The sequence below is a fragment of the Pseudonocardia humida genome (assembly GCF_023898865.1).
Classification (GTDB): Bacteria; Actinomycetota; Actinomycetes; order Mycobacteriales; family Pseudonocardiaceae; genus Pseudonocardia; species Pseudonocardia humida.
In genome coordinates this window covers 167,945-183,953 of record NZ_JAGSOV010000023.1, presented here as the reverse complement: position 1 = coordinate 183,953, position 16,009 = coordinate 167,945, and the positions used below count along the sequence as shown (strand labels likewise).

The window sequence follows — 16,009 nt, the reverse complement described above, 5'->3', positions numbered from 1 at the left end:
GGTCAGTCCTCCCGGATCGTCGAGCGCGGGTCGAGCAGGGCGATCGCGATGTCGACCGCGGTGTTGACCAGCAGCACGCCCAGGCCGTAGACGAGCACGATCGCCTGCACCACCGGGTAGTCCTTGGTGAGGATGGACTGCACGATCGTGCTGCCCAGCCCGGGCCAGGCGAAGACGTTCTCGACCAGCACGGTGCCGGCGACCATCGCGCCCAGCAGCAGGCCGCCCAGCGTCAGCGCCGCGGTGACGGCGTTGGGCAGCGCGTGGCCGAGGTGGATCGTGCGGGCCGGGAGGCGCTTGGCCCGCGCCGTGCGCACGAAGTCGGCCTCCAGCACGCGGACCATCTCGACCCGCACGATGCGCGCCAGGATCGCCGCGGGCCCGACCGCCAGCGCGATCACCGGCAGCACGTACGCCGCGGCGGTGTCGTTGCCCGCGCCGGGGAGCCACCCGAGGCCCACCCCGAACACCGAGACCAGCCCGACCCCGATCAGGAAGTCCGGGACGGTCGCCACGACGATGCTGCCGGTGGTGAACGCGAGCTCGGTGCGCCGCCCGTGCCCGCGCCGGGTCAGCACCCCCATGGCCACCCCCAGCGGGATCGCCACGAGCACGGCCGCCAGGAACGCCAGCACGGCCAGCTGGAGCGTGGCGGGCAGCCGCTGGGCGACGACGTCGGAGACCGGCAGCTGCGAGGACAGCGAGGTGCCGAGGTCGCCGGTGAGAAGCCCCTGCAGGTACCGCGCGTACTGGGTGAGCAGGGGGTCGTCGAGCCCGAGGGCCTGCCGGCGGGCCGCGACGAGCTCGGCGGGCGCGGTGGGGCCCAGCGCCCCTCGCACCGGGTCGCCCGGGATGAGGTGGATCATCGCGAAGGACGCGGTCACCAGCACCAGCAGGGAGACCAGCAGCCGGGCGAGGCGCCGGGCGCCGAACCGGAGCCAGGGGTTGCCCTCCCCGCGCCGGACCTCCGGCGGAGGCGGGGCGCTCACGCTCACCGTCACGGCCGGCCCTACTCCGCCGTCATCCGGATGCTCGTCGGGACCAGCTGCCCCGGCGTCGCGAACTCCGCGCCCTTGCCGAAGGTCCGCGCCGAGGTCGCGGCGAACGGCACGATGTCGGCCTCGGCGATGAGCCCGGCCTCGGCGTCGAGCCAGGCGCTGCACCCTTCCGCGCCGGTCAGGGCGGACGCCGCGGCCACCGCCGCGTCGTACTCGGGATCGGAGATCGCGGCGAAGTTGGTGCCGTCCGGGGCGGGCGGGCCGGACAGGAACGGCACCAGCTGGTCGGGGCTGCTGACGTTGAGCGAGACCCAGGCGACGTCCCAGTCGCCGGCGCCGAAGATCGTGCCGGTCAGCGTCGTCTCGTTCTGGCTCTGCGCGGTGGCCGCGACGCCGATCGCCTTCCACTGCTGCACCGCGAGCTCGGCGGCCGCGTCGCCGCTGCTGCCCAGGTTGTTCTGGTAGAGGAAGGTCAGGGCCAGCGGCCTGCCGTCCTTGCTGCGCACGCCGTCGGCGCCGACCGTCCAGCCCGCCTGGTCGAGCAGGGCGCCCGCGGCGGCCGGGTCGGTGGAGGGCAGCGCGCGGGAGACCGAGTCGCCCGGGCAGGCGACCGGCTCGTTCGTGGCCAGCGTGGTGGCGGGGGAGCCGCGCCCGGCCGTGATCACCTTCTGCAGCTCGGCCAGGTCGAGCGCGCGGGTGAGCGCCATGCGGACGGCGGGGTCGTCGGTCACCCGACCGCCGGCGTGGTTGTACCACTGCTCGCCGACGATGGCCGGGGTCTCGGCGACGAACAGCCCGGACCCCGCCAGCCGCTCGGAGTCCGGCCCGGCCACCTGGGTGGCGTTCAGGCCGCCGGAGAGCAGCAGGTTGGCCGCGGTCGTCTCGTTCTCCACCACCTTGACCACGACGGTGTCGGGCAGCCCCGGGGTCGCGGTCGTCGCGCCGCCGGGCCCCCAGGTGTAGTCGGGGCGCTTCGCGTAGGTGTAGCGGTCGCCGGGGGCCGCCTCGGTCAACGCGAAGGGCCCGGTGCCCGCCGTGGCCGTGCGCAGGCCGGCGCGGTCCGCCATGCCGCTCGGGCAGACGATCGGCAGGTTCGCCAGCCCGTTGAGGACGAACGGCGCCGGTGCGGCCAGCGTGATCGTCACGGTGCGCGTGGCGTCGTCGGCCTGCGCGGTGGCGCCCACCGGGTAGAAGGTCCCGAGGAACGGGCTCTGGTTCGCCGGGTCGCCCACGAAGGCCAGGTTGTCGGCCACGGCGGAGGCGGTGAGCGGCGTGCCGTCGGAGCAGGTGATGCCCTCGGCCAGGGTGAGGCGCACCGTCGTGGCGTCGGCTTCCCAGCTCGTCGCCAGCGCCGAGCGGATCTCCCCGGTGTCGCCGTCCACGCTCACCAGCGGGTCGTAGGCGAACTGGGTCACGGTGAACAGCGAGGTGCCCGCGCCCAGCTGCGGGTCGAGGCTGCCCGGGTCCGAGGACATCCCGAGGGTGAAGGTGCCGCCCTCGACGACCCCGGCGGCGCCCGGGGCCGAACCCCCTCCGCCGCACGCGGCGAGGGCGACGACCAGGCAGGCGCTGAGGCCGAACCGGCCCGCGGTGGCGAGGACCACTGGCTTCATGGCGGTTCCGTTCCCGTGCGTGGGGGCTTGTCCGGGGGCAGTTCAGGCGCCCGCGCGGCGGACGGCGCGGCCGACGTGCAGGTAGAGCGCGTGACCGGTGCCGTCGTCGCCGACGAACGCGTGCGGCATGTGCATGCCGCGGTCGGCCTGGAGGGGGATCAGCATGTCGTCTCGGTAGGCGACGAGCTCGGTGCGCTCGGCGCGCCCGCCCATCTCCACGAAGGCGCCCTTGGGCACCTGGTCGAGCCAGATCCGCCCGTCGGGGTCCTGGCTGACGGTGAGGTCGAAGACCTCGGCGGAGTAGGTGCCGAGGAACCGCTCGGCGTCGATCCGGCGCGGCTGCCGGGGCGGCGCGGGCAGCGCGGGCAGGTCGACGTCGGCGAGCGCGGCGAGGACGTGGCCGACCGCGTCCCGGTAGAGCGAGACGGCGTCACCGCCGTTGGTGAGCAGCGCGACGGCGACCCCCGCCGCGGGCACCACCCGCAGGAAGGCCGCCTGGCCGATGGTGTTGCCGTCGTGGCCGACGAGCACGCCCGTCGGGGTGTCGAACCGCTCGAAGCCCAGCCCCCACGACGTCCCCATCAGGCCGAGGTCGGGCAGGGCGACCTCGCCGGCGTGCATCCGCGCGGCCGTCCCCGGCGCCAGCACGGCGGTGCCGTCGGCCGCCCGGCCGTCGTCGAGGTGCATGCGGGCGAAGGCGACCAGGTCGCGCGGGCGCATCGCGAGCATCGAGCCCGCCGGGGCGTTGGACCGCGCCATCGCCCACACCGGAGCCGGCACGACCGCGGCGCCGGGCTCCGGCTCGACGTGCCCCACCGCGGCCCGGAACATGATCGCCTCGGCGGCCCCGGTCGCCGCGTGGGTCAGCCCCAGCGGGGAGAGGACGTGCTCGCGCAGGCACGCGTCGTAGGGCCGGCCCCGCAGCACCTCGACGAGCCTGCCCAGCACGCAGTAGCCGGCGTTGCTGTAGGAGAACTGCTCGCCGGGCGCGAACAGCTGCGGCACCCCGTGCAGGACCGCGACGAACTTCTCCAGGCAGTCGTCACCGGTGCCGGTGTCGGTGAAGATGTCGCCCTCGAACCCGGCGGTGTGGGTGAGCAGCTGGCGCACCGTGATCTGGGCGGCGGCGTCCTCGTCGGCTATCCGGAACTCGGGCAGGTGCGCCCGGACCGGGTCGTCGAGCCCGACGACGCCCTCGTCGACCAGCTGCATGACCAGCGTGGCCGTCCACAGCTTGGTGACCGACCCGATCTGGAAGACCGAGTCCGCCGTCGCCTCCACGCCGGTGGCCCGGCTGAGCAGCCCGGCGGCCCCGTCGACGACCCGACCACCGGACAGCACCGCCCACGCCGCTCCCGGCACGTCGTACTTGCGCAGCAGCTGCCCGAGCCGCTCGTCGAACCAGGACCGGACCTCGTCGAGGGTGCTCATGGGCGAGCAGGCTATGAACGACGGGCCCGGCTGTGTTCGTCGTCACCGACAACTCCGGGCGGGTGGGTTGGTCGAGCCCGACGAGTGCGCGCCGGGGGCGCGAGCGACGATCACCACCGGGCAGGCTGGGCGCATGGCCGCGCCACCCGACGCCCTGCTGCAGCGCTTCCCCGACCACACCTGGTCGTCGGTCACCGACGGCCTGTCCGGAGCCTTGGTCTGGCGGCTGCACGGGCCGTCCGAGCTGTTCGTGAAGGTCGCCGGCGCCTCCCCCCACCTCGACAGCGGGTTCGACGTGCGCGCCGAGGTCGAGCGGACGCGCTGGCTCGCCGGGCGGGGCATCCCGGTGCCGGAGGTCGTCGACGCCGGCACGACCGGGGCGGAGCACTGGTTGATCACCACGGCGGTCGCGGGGCTCCCGGCCGCGCACGCCTGGTCCGCCGAGCAGGTCCCGGCGGTGGTCGACGCCTTGGCCGACCTCACCCGGACCCTGCACGCCCTGCCCGTCGAGGCCTGCCCGTTCGACCGGAGCCTGTCCGTCACCGCGTCCGCCGCGCGGCACGCGGCCCGGGCCGGGCTGCTCGATCTGGACGACCTCGACGACGAGCGCGCCGGCTGGACCGCCGAGGAGTTGCTCGCCGAGCTGGAGGCCACCCGGCCGGACGACGAGGACCTCGTCGTGTGCCACGGCGACCTGACCTTCGACAACGTGCTGCTCGACCCCGCCACCGCGACGGTCACCGGGCTGATCGACCTGGGCCGGCTCGGCCGCGCCGACCGCTGCGCCGACCTCGCGCTCTTGACCGGGGAACTCGCCGGCACGAACTGGCCCGGTGCCGTCGAGCGCTTCCTGCACCGCTACGGCGGGCCTGCCCCCGATCCGGCCCGGTTGGCCTTCTACCGGCTGCTCGACGAGTTCTTCTGAGGCCGGTCCCGGTGTGGAGGTGCACGGCCATGCGTCCCGTAGGGGAGCGACCCATCGAGCGAGTCGCGCAGGCCGCGGACCGGCGACTCGCCGGTGCGATGGTGTGAGCCGCACCGCCGGCGGGTCAGCCGGGTAGGTGCAGCGCGAACCACAGCTCCGCGCGCACCCCGGGGGAGTCCAGGTCGCGCTCCAGCAGCGCGGCGGCCTTCGCCATCCGGGCCCGCAGCGTGTGCCGGTGCACCCCGAGCCGGGCCGCGGCCGGGTCCCACTGGCCGTGGTGGGCGAGCCACTCGCGCAGCGAGCCGACCAGGTCGCCGCGGCGCTCGGCGTCGTGGCGCAGCAGCGGGGCGAGCACCGAGGCGGCGAAGGCGGCGGCGTCGGCCGGGGGGACCAGGTCGGCGAGGCCGCCGGCGGCGAGGTCGGCGAACCGGACGACGGGGCGGTCGCGGCGGTCCGCGGCGTCCAGCGCCCGGGTCGCCTCGCGCAGCGCGCGGTCCAGCTCGCCCGGCGGGGCGGGGTCGGAGACGCCGGCGCGGACGTCGGGGTGGCGGGCCGCGGGGGCGAGCGCGGCGGCGACGGCGTCGTCGGTCTCCCCGGGCACCACGGCGACGACCCGGTCGTCGAGCTCGGCGTGGAAGCCGGGCGCGGCGCGGTCGAGCGCGTCGAGCAGTGCCGGGGGCAGCGGGCCGGACAGCCGCCCGCCGAACGCCACCACGACCACCGGGCCCTCGGGCAGGGGATCCCAGGTGTCGGCGAGGACCTGCTCCGCCCCGCCGCCGGGGAGGGTGAGCAGCGCCCGCAGCACCGCGGTGCGCAGCCTGCGCTCCGCGCGGCCGACGGCGGCGGAGCGGGTGTGGGAGAGGGTCAGCACCGACACGGCGATCTCCACGATGCGCTGGTCGACCGGGGTGAAGGGCCGGTTGCGCCCGACGACCAGCACCGCCGGCCCGAGCAGCCGCACCGGCTGCAGCACCACCTGCCGGGCGCCGTCGGACATCGAGACGCAGGAGCGCCCCGCGTGGTCGCGCACCTTCGCGATCTCCTCGCCGAGGCCGCTCGCGCGCCGGGCCGCGGAGCGGGGCACGGCGTGCCGGACGCGGCCGTCCCCGTCGCAGACCAGGACCCAGGCGTCGAGCCGCTCGGCCAGCGCGGCCAGCACGTTCGCCGTCCCGCCCGCACCGCGCCGGGTCACGCCGGCCGGGCCGGCGGCGGAGACCCCGGTGCTGAGCGCGGCGGCGGTGAGCGCGCGGCGGGCCTCGTCGGTGCGCACGACCTCGGCGTAGCGGTCGGCGGCGTGCGCGGCGGCCACCGCTTTGGTCAGGGCGAGGAACGGGGTCCGCTCCGGGACCTCCAGCAGCGGCAGGCCCGCCCGCGCGCAGGCGTCGACGACGGCGGCGGGGATCTCGTCGTAGCCCAGGCCGGTGCCGAACCCGAGCCCGCTGAGCCCGTGCGCGGCCAGCCGGGCGACGTAGTCGCGCGGGCCGGTGCCGGCGTGCGGACCGAGGCCGACGGTCAGCAGCAGCTCGCCGCCGTCGAGGTACGGGGTGGGGTCGTCGAGCTCGCTGGCGTGCACCCACCCGATCGGGCGGTCCAGGTCCGCGGGCGGACCCGCGATCCGCAGTCCGAGGCCGCGGTCCTCGCACAGGTCCCGGAGCGTGAGCGGCACGGACACCTCCTGGCGAAGTGACAGAGTGGCGGGTCCGGATCGGCCAACCTGCCATATCGGACACTAGCGCCCCGCGGGTGAGTTGGATCACGCTGGCGGGCACCTGTTCCGCGGCCGAGGGGAGACGGCGTGACCACCACCGCGCCGAAGTACGTGGGGACCAGCCTGCCGCGCAAGGAGGACCGCGCGCTGCTGACCGGGCGCGGGACGTGGACGGGGGACATCACCCCCGCCGGCACGCTGCACCTGGCGCTGGTGCGCAGCCCGCTGCCGCACGCCCGGATCACCGGCATCGACACCACCGCGGCGAAGGCGCACCCGGGCGTCACCGCGGTGCTGACGGCCGCGGACGTCGACGGCGAGTTCCTGGCCGGCATCCCGTGCGGCTGGCCGGTCACCGAGGACATCAGGATCCCCGACCACCGCCCGCTGGCCACGACCGAGGTCAACCACGTCGGCGACGGGGTCGTCGCGGTGCTCGCGACCAGCGAGGCCGCCGCCCGCGACGCCGCCGACCTGGTCGAGGTGGACTACGAGGCGCTGCCCGCGGTCGTCGACGTCGCCGACGCGCTCGTCGAGGGCGCCCCGCTCGTGCACGAGGAGCTGGGCACCAACCACTGCTACACCTGGCCGCTGGCCACCGGCGACGTCGACGCCGCGTTCGCGCAGGCCGACGTGGTGGTGAAGGGCACCTACCTGCAGCAGCGGGTGATCGCCTCGCCGATGGAGCCGCGCGCGGTGGTCTGCGTGCCGGACCCGGTCGGCGGCGGGTTCACCATGTACACCGCCACGCAGGTGCCGCACTTCGTGCGCGACATCCTGGCCGCCTGCACCGGCATCGCCGACACCAAGATCCGGGTGGTCGCCCCGGACGTCGGCGGCGGGTTCGGCGCCAAGCTCAACGTCTACGCCGAGGAGTTCCTCGCGCTCGTGCTGGCCCGGCGCACCGGTAGGCCGATCAAGTGGACCGAGACGCGCTCGGAGCACCACCAGGCGACCACGCACGGTCGCGGCCAGGTCCAGGACATCTCCGTCGCCGCCACCAGGGACGGCCGGATCCTCGGCATGAAGGTGGAGCTGCTCGCCGACATGGGCGCCTACCTGCAGCTGCTCACGCCGGGCATCGCGGTGTTCGGCGCGTTCACCTTCTGCGGGCTCTACGACTTCGGCAGCTACTCCTTCACCTGCCGGGGCGCGTTCACCAACCTCACCCCGACCGACGCCTACCGCGGCGCGGGCCGGTCCGAGGCGGCGTACGGCCACGAGCGGATCATGGACGACCTGGCCCGCGAGCTGGGGATGGACCCGGCCGAGCTGCGGCTGCGCAACCTGCACCCGAAGTTCCTGGAGCCGCGCACGGTGCCCTCCGGCGTGCAGTACGACTCCGGCGACTACGAGACCTGCATGCGCAGGGCCATGGAGCTCGTCGACTACGACGGGCTGCGCGCCGAGCAGCGGCGGCGCCGGGAGGCGGGCGAGAAGGTCCAGATCGGCATCGGGATCGGCAACTTCACCGAGTCCGGCGGGCTGTCGCCGTCGAAGGTCGCCGCGGGCGTGCGGCTGCAGTCCGGCGGCTGGGAGCAGGCCACGGTGCGGATGACGACCTCGGGCAAGGTCGAGGTCGTCACCGGCACCTCACCGCACGGGCAGGGCCACGAGACGGCGTGGTCGCAGATCGTCGCCGACAAGCTCGGCGTGCACCCCGACGACGTCGAGGTCCTGCACGGCGACACCCTCATCGCGCCGTTCGGCCGCGACACCTACGGCTCGCGCAGCCTCGCCGTCGGCGGCACCGCCGTGCACCTGGCTGCGGGGAAGGTGCTGGACAAGGCGACGGAGATCGCCGCGCACCTGCTGGAGGCCGACCGGGGGGACCTGCGGTTCGAGGGCGGCGAGTTCTCGGTGGCGGGCACGTCCGGGCCGACGGTGACGATCCAGGCGGTGGCCGGGGCGGCGTCGCTGGCGGCGGACCTGCCCGAAGGGATGGAGCCGAACCTCACCGCCGACTCCGCGTTCGACCCGCCCAACTTCACCTGGCCGTTCGGCACGCACGTCTGCGTGACCGAGGTCGACGTCGAGACCGGGTTCACCCGGATCCGCCGCTACGTCGCCGTCGACGACTGCGGGGTGGTGGTGAACCCGATGATCGTCGAGGGCCAGCTGCACGGCGGCATCGCGCAGGGCATCGGCCAGGCGCTCTTCGAGCACGCCACGTTCGACGCCGAGGGCCAGCCGACCGCGGCGAACCTCGCGACCTACACCATCCCGACGGCGGTCGACCTGCCGAACTTCGAGCTGGAGCAGCAGGTCACGCCGTCACCGACGAACCCGATGGGGGTCAAGGGCATCGGCGAGTCCGGCGCGATCGGGTCCTCGCCCGCCGTGGTGAACGCCGTCATCGACGCGGTGTCCCACCTCGGCGTGACCCACGTGGACATGCCCGCGACGCCGCAGGCCGTCTGGCGGGCGATCAAGGCCGCGACCGAGCAGGCTGGTTGATCGCCGGGAGTCGAGCACAGGGGAAGGAGACACCCGATGGTGGCCATCAACTGCGACATGGGCGAGTCGTACTCGATCTACCACTGCGGCGACGACGAGGGGCTGATGCCCTGGGTGACCGTGGCCAACGTGGCCTGCGGGTTCCACGCGTCCGACCCCCGGGTGATGACCCGGACCGTGAAGCTGGCCAAGCGGCACGGGGTGAAGGTCGGGGCGCACCCGTCGCTGCCCGACCGGGAGGGCTTCGGCAGGCGCGAGATGAAGCTGGACCGCGAGGAGCTGACCGCCGCGGTCGTCTACCAGATCGGCGCCCTGTCCGGGTTCCTGCGGGCCGAGGGCATGGAGCTCAACCACGTCAAGGTGCACGGCTCGCTCTACGGCATGTCCGCGCGCGATCCCGAGGTCGCCGAGGCGATCTCCGACGCCGCCGACGTGTTCGGCGCGCCCCTGATGGGCATGGCCGGCACCGTGCACGAGCAGGTGTGGGGCGACCGGGGGCCGGGCTTCATCAGCGAGTACTACGCCGACCTCGACTACCGCGACGACGGTTCGCTGATCATCACCCGCGAGCACCAGGCGTTCGACCCGCGGCGGTCGGCTGAGCGGGCGCTGCGGGCGGTCACCGAGGGCCTCGCGACCTCGGAGAACGGCAAGGACCTCCCGGTGCGGGCCGACGCGGTCTGCGTGCACTCCGACACCCCGAACGCCGTCGAGCTGGCCAAGGCCGTGCACGACGCGCTCAAGCCCCACCTCGACACCTGACCGCACCGCCAGCACCGACCGCCCCGCCAGCACCGACAGCCGAGAAGGAGCCAGAGGGTGCCCCGACACGAGGTCGTCTCCCCGATCCCCGGAGTGTTCTACCGCCGCCCCGACCCCGACAGTCCGCCGTTCGCCGAGGACGGCGGCCCCGTCTCGGACGACTCGCCGATCGGGCTGGTCGAGGTCATGAAGTCCTTCCACCACATCACCGCAGGCGCGACCGGCACGATCGTGGAGTTCCTGGTGGACAACGAGGACGAGGTGGACGCCGGCCAGCCGGTGGCGGTGGTGGAGACACCGTGAGCGTGGTGCTGTGAGACGGCTGCTCGTCGCCAACCGCGGCGAGATCGCCGTCCGGATCATCCGGGCCGCCCGCGACCTGGGCATCGGCACGGTCGCGGTGCACTCGCAGGCCGACGCCGATGCGCTGCACACCCGGCTGGCCGACACGGCGGTCGGGATCGGGCCGTCGCCGGCGTCGAAGTCCTACCTGGTCGCCGAGGCGATCCTGGACGCGGCCGAGCGGACCGGCGCCGACGCCGTGCACCCCGGCTACGGGTTCCTGTCCGAGCGGGCGTCGTTCGCCGCCGCCGTCGCCGATGCCGGGCTGATCTTCGTCGGGCCGACGGCGTCGACCATCGAGCGGATGGGCGACAAGGTCGCCGCCCGCGAGGTGGCCCGCGCCGCCGGGGTGCCGACCGTCCCGGGCACGCCCGGTGGGGTGCCCGACGCCGACGCCGCGGCCGAGGCGGCCCGGTCGATCGGGTACCCCGTGATGCTGAAGGCCGCCGCGGGCGGCGGCGGGCGCGGCATCCGGGTGGTGCACGACGAGGACGCGCTGCGCGGGGCGTTCGGGCAGGCCTCCACCGAGGCGCGCAAGGCGTTCGGCGACGGGACGATGTACCTGGAGCGGTTCGTCGAGCGCGCCCGCCACGTCGAGGTGCAGGTCCTGGGCGACGGCTCGGCCGCGGTGCACCTGTTCGAGCGCGAGTGCTCGCTGCAGCGCCGCAGGCAGAAGGTCGTGGAGGAGGCGGTCTCCCCGGGGATCACCGAGGCCGTGCGGGAGGGGATGACGCGGGCCGCGGTCGCCCTGTGCCGCGAGGTCGGCTACACCTCGGCCGGCACCGTGGAGTTCCTGGTCGACGACGAGACCCAGGAGTTCTTCTTCATCGAGATGAACACCCGCATCCAGGTGGAGCACCCGACCACCGAGCTGATCACCGGGATCGACCTGGTCGCCGAGCAGCTGCGGATCGCGGCGGGGGAGCCGCTGCGGTTCGCCCAGCCCGACGTGGCGCGCCGCGGGCACGCCATCGAGTACCGGGTCTGCGCGGAGGACCCGGGCCAGGACTTCATGCCCCAGCCCGGCGGCGTCGGGCGGGTCACCCTGCCGTCCGGGCCGTGGGTCCGCTGCGACACCTGGCTGGAACCGGACGCCACCGTCCCGCCCTACTACGACTCGCTGCTGGCGAAGGTCGTCGTGTGGGGCGCCGACCGCGACGAGGCGCTGGCCCGGTCCCGCCGCGCGCTCGACGAGTTCGCCGTCGACGGCATCCCGACCACCGCCGGGCTGCTGCGCGAGCTGGTGGACGAGCCGTGGGTCGCGGCGGCCGACTTCCACACCGGGACACTCGAATCCTGGCTGGCCGAACGGAAGGAGAACGCATGAGCGCGCGCTACAGCTGGGGCGGCGACGAGTTCGTGTTCGTCGAGCTGGCCGAGGAGATGAGCCTGCAGGCCAACTTCAAGGCCATGGCGATCACGAAGCTGCTGCAGGCCGAGCGCCCGGACGGGGTGCTGGAGATCTGCCCGGCCAACGCGTCCTACCAGGTCCGCTACGACCCGGACGTGCTGGAGCCGCACGGCTTCCTGGCCCACCTCAAGCGGCTGGAGGAGCGGGTCGGCGACGCGCTCGGCGTCACCCTGGACTGCCGGGTCGTGGAGATCCCGGTGCTCTACCGCGACCCGTGGACCACCGAGACCCAGATGCGCTTCCGCGACCGCCACCAGGACCCCGGGGCCACCGACATCGAGTACGCGGCCCGGATCAACGGCTACGGCTCGGTCGAGGAGTTCATCGCCGTGCACTCCGGCTCGCCGTGGTTCACCTCGATGGTCGGGTTCGTCGCCGGGCTTCCGTTCAAGTACCAGATGGTGCCCCGGGACCGGCAGATCCTCGTCCCGAAGTACCTGCGCCCGCGCACCGACACCCCGAAGCAGACCGTCGGCTACGGCGGCTGCTTCTCCTGCATCTACTCGGTCCGCGGCGCGGGCGGCTACCAGATGTTCGGGATCACCCCGGCGCCCATCTACGACCCGACCCAGACCAAGCCGGACTTCACCGAGCACATGGTGTTCATGCGCCCCGGCGACATCGTCACCTTCCGCCCGATCGAGCGCGACGAGTACGACGACCTGCAGGCCGCGGCCGAAGCGGGGGAGTTCCGGATCACCAACCGCCCGGTCGGGTTCGACCTGCAGCCCTTCCTCGACGACCCCGACGGCTACAACAAGCGCCTGCTGGAGGTCCTCGCATGACCGGCGCCACCACGATCGAGGTCCGCAAGCCCGGGCTGTCCACCACCGTGCAGGACGGCGGCCGCTCCGGCTACTACCACCTGGGGATCCCGCCGTCGGGCGCGCTCGACCAGTACTCGCTGGCCTGCGCGAACGCGCTCGTCGCGAACCCACCCGACGCGGCCGTGCTGGAGATCGTCTACATGGGACCCGAGCTGGCCTTCACCGGCCCGGCGACGGTGGCGGTGGCCGGGGCGGCGATCGCCCCGAAGGTGAACGGCGACGAGCGGCCGGTGTGGGAGTCGTTCGACGTCGCCGAGGGCGACGTGCTGTCCTTCGACTACCTCAAGGCCGGGGCGCGGGCCTACCTCGCGGTGTCCGGCGGGCTGGACACCCCGGTCAAGCTGGGCAGCCGGTCCACCTACGCGCTCGGCGCGCTCGGCGGGGTCGAGGGCCGCCCGCTCGCCGAGGGCGACGTCCTGCCGGTCGGGGCGGACCGTGGGAGCGGCTCCGCGCGGGCCGGGCTGGTGGTGCCGCCCGAGCTGCGGCCGGTGCTGGCGAAGGAGGTCGAGGTCCGGGTCGTCATGGGGCTCTACGACCACCGCCTCACCGACCGCGGCCGGGCGACGTTCCTCGACACGGAGTGGACGCTGACCCCCGTCGCCGACCGGATCGGGTTCCGCTACACCGGTGGGCAGCTGGAGACCGTGGACCGCGAGCCGCCGTTCGGGGCCGGGCAGGATCCGTCGAACATCGTCGACTCGCCCTACCCGATCGGCTCGATCCAGGTGCCGGGCGGGGTGGAGCCGATCGTGCTGCACCGCGACGCGGTGTCCGGCGGCGGCTACATGATGGTCGCGACGGTGCTGTCGGGCGACCTCGACGTCGTCGCCCAGTCGGCGCCGCGCACGCGGACGAGGTTCGTCGAGGTCGACCTGGACACGGCGCTGGGGCTGCGGGCCGAGCGGAAGGACCGGCTGGCCCGCCTGCACGCCGCCCTGGACGGCTGAGGGCCCGACGTGGCGCCGACCCGCCGCCACGCGGGTCGGGCCACCGTGCGCGGCCGGTCCGATCCGGGGTGGGCTCAGTGGGCCACCCCGCGCAGGAACTCCAGCAGCGCCGCGTTCACCTCGTCCGGGTGCTCCTGCTGGACCCAGTGCCCCGCGCCGTCGACGATCACCTGGCCGCGCAGGTCGTCGAGGTGCGCGGCCTGCCGGTCCGGCGGGGTCATCCACAGGACCGGGTCGGCGGAGCCGGCCACGAACAGGCTCGGCACCCGGACCCGGGCCCCGGCGAGCTGCGGGGTCAGCTCCCAGTTGCGGTCGATGTTGCGGTACCAGTTGACGCCGCCGGTGAAGCCGGTCCGGGCGAACTCGGCGACGTAGTGGTCGAGCTCGGCCTGGGAGAGCCAGGCCGGCAGCGTCTCCGGCTGCGGCAGCCGGTCGACGACGCCGCGCCCGTCGTCCGGGCCGATCAGCTCGGTCCCGTCGCCCGCGCGCAGTCCGCAGAGCATGCCGCGCATCGTGCGAGCGGGGTCGGCGGCCAGCTCGGCGTCGACGACGCCGGGCCGCTGGAAGTGGCGGATGTAGAAGAACCGGTCGGCGAACCGCTCGGCCCATGCGGAGCTGGGCGGCCGTCGCGCGCGCGGGGTGAACGGCACGCTCATCCCGCAGACCGCGGCCACCCGCTCCGGGTGCAGCAGGGCCAGGTTCCAGGCCACCGACGCGCCCCAGTCGTGCCCGACGACAACCGCGCGCTCCTCGCCGAGCGCGTCGAGCAGTCCGACGACGTCGCCGGTCAGGTGCAGGATGTCGTAGTCCTCGACGCGCTCGGGCCGCGATGACCCGCCGTAGCCGCGCATGTCGGGCGCGACGGCCCGGTAGCCGGCGGCGGCGAGGGCGGGCAGCTGGTGGCGCCAGGAGTAGCCGAGCTCGGGGAAGCCGTGCACGAGCACCACGAGCGGGCCCGAGCCCTCCTCGGCCACCCGCAGCGTGATCCCGTCGGCCGTGGTGACCGTCCGCTCCATCGCGTCCCCCTCGTCGGCCCGCCCCGGCTGAACGGCCGTTCAGCCCGTCGCCGACATCCTGCTTCCCGGATGCCCGGGTCCGCCACCCGGGTGCCGACCCGGGCGGAGAAGGCGCCGAAGGGCGTAGTGCGATACGTCGGTCGGCGCAGCAGTCGATGCGGTCACCGCTAGCATCTCGGCCGTCGACGCGCCGCGCCGCCGCCGCCCCACCGGAGGGATCGCCATGGCCACCACGCTGAACCCGTACCTCAACTTCCGCGAGGGCACCCGCGAGGTGATGGAGTTCTACACCTCGGTGTTCGGCGGCGAGCTGACCCTGAGCACGTTCGCCGAGATGGGCGGCATGGGCCAGGACGAGTCCGAGCAGGACAAGGTGATGCACTCCCAGCTGCGCACCCGGGGCGGGATGACGCTGATGGCCGCCGACGTGCCGGCCTCGATGCCGATCGGCCCCAACGGGACGATCTCGCTGAGCGGCGACGACGAGGCCGAGCTGCGCGGCTACTGGGACGGCCTCACCGCGGGCGGAACGGTGACCGTGCCGCTGGAGAAGGCGCCGTGGGGCGACTCCTTCGGCATGTGCACCGACCGGTTCGGGATCGACTGGATGGTGAACATCGCCGGCGGCGCCTCCTGACGGTGCCCGACCGGCAGCGGCGCCCGCCGCTACCGGCAGCTGTCCTCGTGGGCGGCGTGGTCGCGGTGCTCGACCTGCAGCGTGCTGTGCGCCAGGGCGAAGCGCCCGCGCAGGATCGCCGCGGCCCGGTCGAGCACCGACGCGTCCCCGCAGCCCGCTGCGGGCGGCCCGGCCACGACGAGGTGCGCCGAGGCGGCCGGGCTGCGGTCGTTGATGGTCCAGACGTGCAGGTCGTGCACGTCCACCACGTCCGGGACCGCGAGCAGCGCCCGCCGCACGTCGGAGACGTCGACGTCGCGCGGGGCGCCTTCGAGCAGCACGTGGCCGACCTCGCGGAGCAGCCCGACGGCGCGGGGCAGGACCAGCGCGACGATCAACAGCGACGCGACCGCGTCGGCGTGGGGCCAGCCGGTGGTCAGCAGCACCACCGCGGCGCCCAGCACGCCGACCGAGCCGAGGGCGTCGCCCGCGACGTGCAGGGCCGCGCCGCGCAGGTTCATGTTGCGCCGGTCGCCGCCGGCCAGCACCAGCAGGGCCGCGATGTTGCCCGCCAGGCCGAGCAGGCCGATCACCAGCAGCGGCAGACCCGGCACGGCGGCGGGCTCGGACAGCCGCCCCACGGCCTCGACGACGACCCACGCCACCACCGCGACCAGCGCGACGGCGTTCAGGCCCGCGACCAGCACCTCGACCCGGCCCAACCCGAAGGTGCGCCGCTCGGTCCGCGGCCGCGCCGCCAGCACCGACGCCACGAGCGCCGCGACCAGGGCACCGGCGTCGGTCAGCAGGTGAGCGAGGTCGGCCAGCAGCGCCAGCGAGCCGGTCAGCGCGGCACCCGCCGCGCCGAGCACGGCGGCCAGCAGTGTGATGCCCAGCGCGACGGCCAGCCGCGTCCGGTCGTCGCCGCCGGGGTGCCCGTGCCCGTGGCCCATCCG

Annotated in this window: 14 protein-coding genes; 8 read left to right on the top strand and 6 right to left on the bottom strand. The window is 74.6% G+C overall.

All coding sequences use genetic code 11. The features are described 5' to 3' along the window. Window positions 1-2 precede the first annotated feature (2 nt). From KDL28_RS11515 to KDL28_RS11505, 3 genes are read right to left on the bottom strand one after another with little or no spacing between them, the layout of a single operon-like run. A complete protein-coding gene (locus KDL28_RS11515; protein WP_252437610.1) occupies window positions 3-989 on the bottom strand; it encodes an ABC transporter permease in 987 nt (328 codons plus the stop codon). Between the two features lie 20 nt (window positions 990-1,009). Beyond that, window positions 1,010-2,611 carry an ABC transporter substrate-binding protein gene (locus KDL28_RS11510; protein ID WP_252437608.1) on the bottom strand — a complete coding sequence of 534 codons (1,602 nt, stop codon included), beginning with the start codon at window positions 2,609-2,611 and terminating at the stop codon, window positions 1,010-1,012. Window positions 2,612-2,653: 42 nt separating this feature from the next. Then, on the bottom strand, window positions 2,654-4,042 hold the full coding sequence (locus KDL28_RS11505; protein WP_252437592.1) for a serine hydrolase domain-containing protein: 1,389 nt from the start codon (window positions 4,040-4,042) through the stop codon (window positions 2,654-2,656). A gap of 133 nt (window positions 4,043-4,175) precedes the next feature. On the opposite strand from KDL28_RS11505, the gene KDL28_RS11500 reads away from it, so the two are divergent. Continuing rightward, on the top strand, window positions 4,176-4,967 hold the full coding sequence (locus tag KDL28_RS11500; protein ID WP_252437590.1) for an APH(3') family aminoglycoside O-phosphotransferase: 792 nt from the start codon (window positions 4,176-4,178) through the stop codon (window positions 4,965-4,967). A gap of 124 nt (window positions 4,968-5,091) precedes the next feature. Here the strand turns inward: KDL28_RS11500 and KDL28_RS41095 are convergent, their stop codons facing one another. Beyond that, a complete protein-coding gene (locus tag KDL28_RS41095) occupies window positions 5,092-6,633 on the bottom strand; it encodes a PucR family transcriptional regulator (protein WP_308215989.1) in 1,542 nt (513 codons plus the stop codon). 129 nt (window positions 6,634-6,762) lie between these two features. Between KDL28_RS41095 and KDL28_RS11485 the strand changes: the two genes are divergently transcribed. Genes KDL28_RS11485 through KDL28_RS11460 form a run of 6 tightly spaced genes read left to right on the top strand, consistent with a single transcriptional unit; the run spans window position 6,763 to window position 13,421 of the window. Further along, window positions 6,763-9,132, top strand: a complete 2,370-nt coding sequence (locus KDL28_RS11485; RefSeq protein WP_252437588.1) for a xanthine dehydrogenase family protein molybdopterin-binding subunit — start codon at window positions 6,763-6,765, stop codon at window positions 9,130-9,132. A gap of 36 nt (window positions 9,133-9,168) precedes the next feature. Beyond that, window positions 9,169-9,894: a LamB/YcsF family protein gene (locus KDL28_RS11480; protein WP_252437586.1), complete on the top strand. Its 726-nt coding sequence runs from the start codon at window positions 9,169-9,171 to the stop codon at window positions 9,892-9,894. A gap of 57 nt (window positions 9,895-9,951) precedes the next feature. Further along, on the top strand, window positions 9,952-10,197 hold the full coding sequence (locus KDL28_RS11475) for an acetyl-CoA carboxylase (protein WP_252437584.1): 246 nt from the start codon (window positions 9,952-9,954) through the stop codon (window positions 10,195-10,197). A gap of 10 nt (window positions 10,198-10,207) precedes the next feature. Further along, the gene (locus KDL28_RS11470; RefSeq protein ID WP_252437582.1) at window positions 10,208-11,563 is read left to right on the top strand and encodes an acetyl-CoA carboxylase biotin carboxylase subunit; all 1,356 of its coding nucleotides are present in this window, start codon (window positions 10,208-10,210) and stop codon (window positions 11,561-11,563) included. Then, entirely contained in the window at window positions 11,560-12,432 is an 873-nt protein-coding gene (locus KDL28_RS11465; protein ID WP_252437579.1) for a 5-oxoprolinase subunit B family protein, read from the top strand. The genes KDL28_RS11470 and KDL28_RS11465 overlap by 4 nt, the downstream gene beginning before the upstream one ends. Continuing rightward, on the top strand, window positions 12,429-13,421 hold the full coding sequence (locus KDL28_RS11460) for a 5-oxoprolinase subunit C family protein (protein ID WP_252437576.1): 993 nt from the start codon (window positions 12,429-12,431) through the stop codon (window positions 13,419-13,421). Before KDL28_RS11465 ends, KDL28_RS11460 begins: the two co-directional genes overlap by 4 nt. A 74-nt stretch (window positions 13,422-13,495) precedes the next feature. On the opposite strand, the gene KDL28_RS11455 is transcribed toward KDL28_RS11460, so the two are convergent. Then, window positions 13,496-14,437, bottom strand: coding sequence for an alpha/beta fold hydrolase (locus KDL28_RS11455; protein ID WP_252437573.1), 942 nt, complete (start codon window positions 14,435-14,437; stop codon window positions 13,496-13,498). A gap of 223 nt (window positions 14,438-14,660) precedes the next feature. Here KDL28_RS11455 and KDL28_RS11450 point away from each other — a divergent pair, with 223 nt between their 5' ends. Next, window positions 14,661-15,074, top strand: coding sequence for a VOC family protein (locus KDL28_RS11450; protein WP_252437570.1), 414 nt, complete (start codon window positions 14,661-14,663; stop codon window positions 15,072-15,074). 29 nt (window positions 15,075-15,103) lie between these two features. On the opposite strand, the gene KDL28_RS11445 is transcribed toward KDL28_RS11450, so the two are convergent. Further along, complete coding sequence (locus tag KDL28_RS11445) at window positions 15,104-16,006, bottom strand: cation diffusion facilitator family transporter (protein ID WP_252437567.1); 903 nt, start codon at window positions 16,004-16,006, stop codon at window positions 15,104-15,106. Between the last annotated feature and the right edge of the window lie 3 nt (window positions 16,007-16,009).

Coding starts and splice junctions, on each gene's coding strand:
- KDL28_RS11510 (WP_252437608.1), bottom strand. CDS start 2,611: ATGAAGCCAGTGGTCCTCGCCACCGCGGGCCGGTTCGGCCTCAGCGCC.
- KDL28_RS11505 (WP_252437592.1), bottom strand. CDS start 4,042: ATGAGCACCCTCGACGAGGTCCGGTCCTGGTTCGACGAGCGGCTCGGG.
- KDL28_RS11500 (WP_252437590.1), top strand. CDS start 4,176: ATGGCCGCGCCACCCGACGCCCTGCTGCAGCGCTTCCCCGACCACACC.
- KDL28_RS11480 (WP_252437586.1), top strand. CDS start 9,169: ATGGTGGCCATCAACTGCGACATGGGCGAGTCGTACTCGATCTACCAC.
- KDL28_RS11465 (WP_252437579.1), top strand. CDS start 11,560: ATGAGCGCGCGCTACAGCTGGGGCGGCGACGAGTTCGTGTTCGTCGAG.
- KDL28_RS11460 (WP_252437576.1), top strand. CDS start 12,429: ATGACCGGCGCCACCACGATCGAGGTCCGCAAGCCCGGGCTGTCCACC.
- KDL28_RS11455 (WP_252437573.1), bottom strand. CDS start 14,437: ATGGAGCGGACGGTCACCACGGCCGACGGGATCACGCTGCGGGTGGCC.
- KDL28_RS11450 (WP_252437570.1), top strand. CDS start 14,661: ATGGCCACCACGCTGAACCCGTACCTCAACTTCCGCGAGGGCACCCGC.
- KDL28_RS11445 (WP_252437567.1), bottom strand. CDS start 16,006: ATGGGCCACGGGCACGGGCACCCCGGCGGCGACGACCGGACGCGGCTG.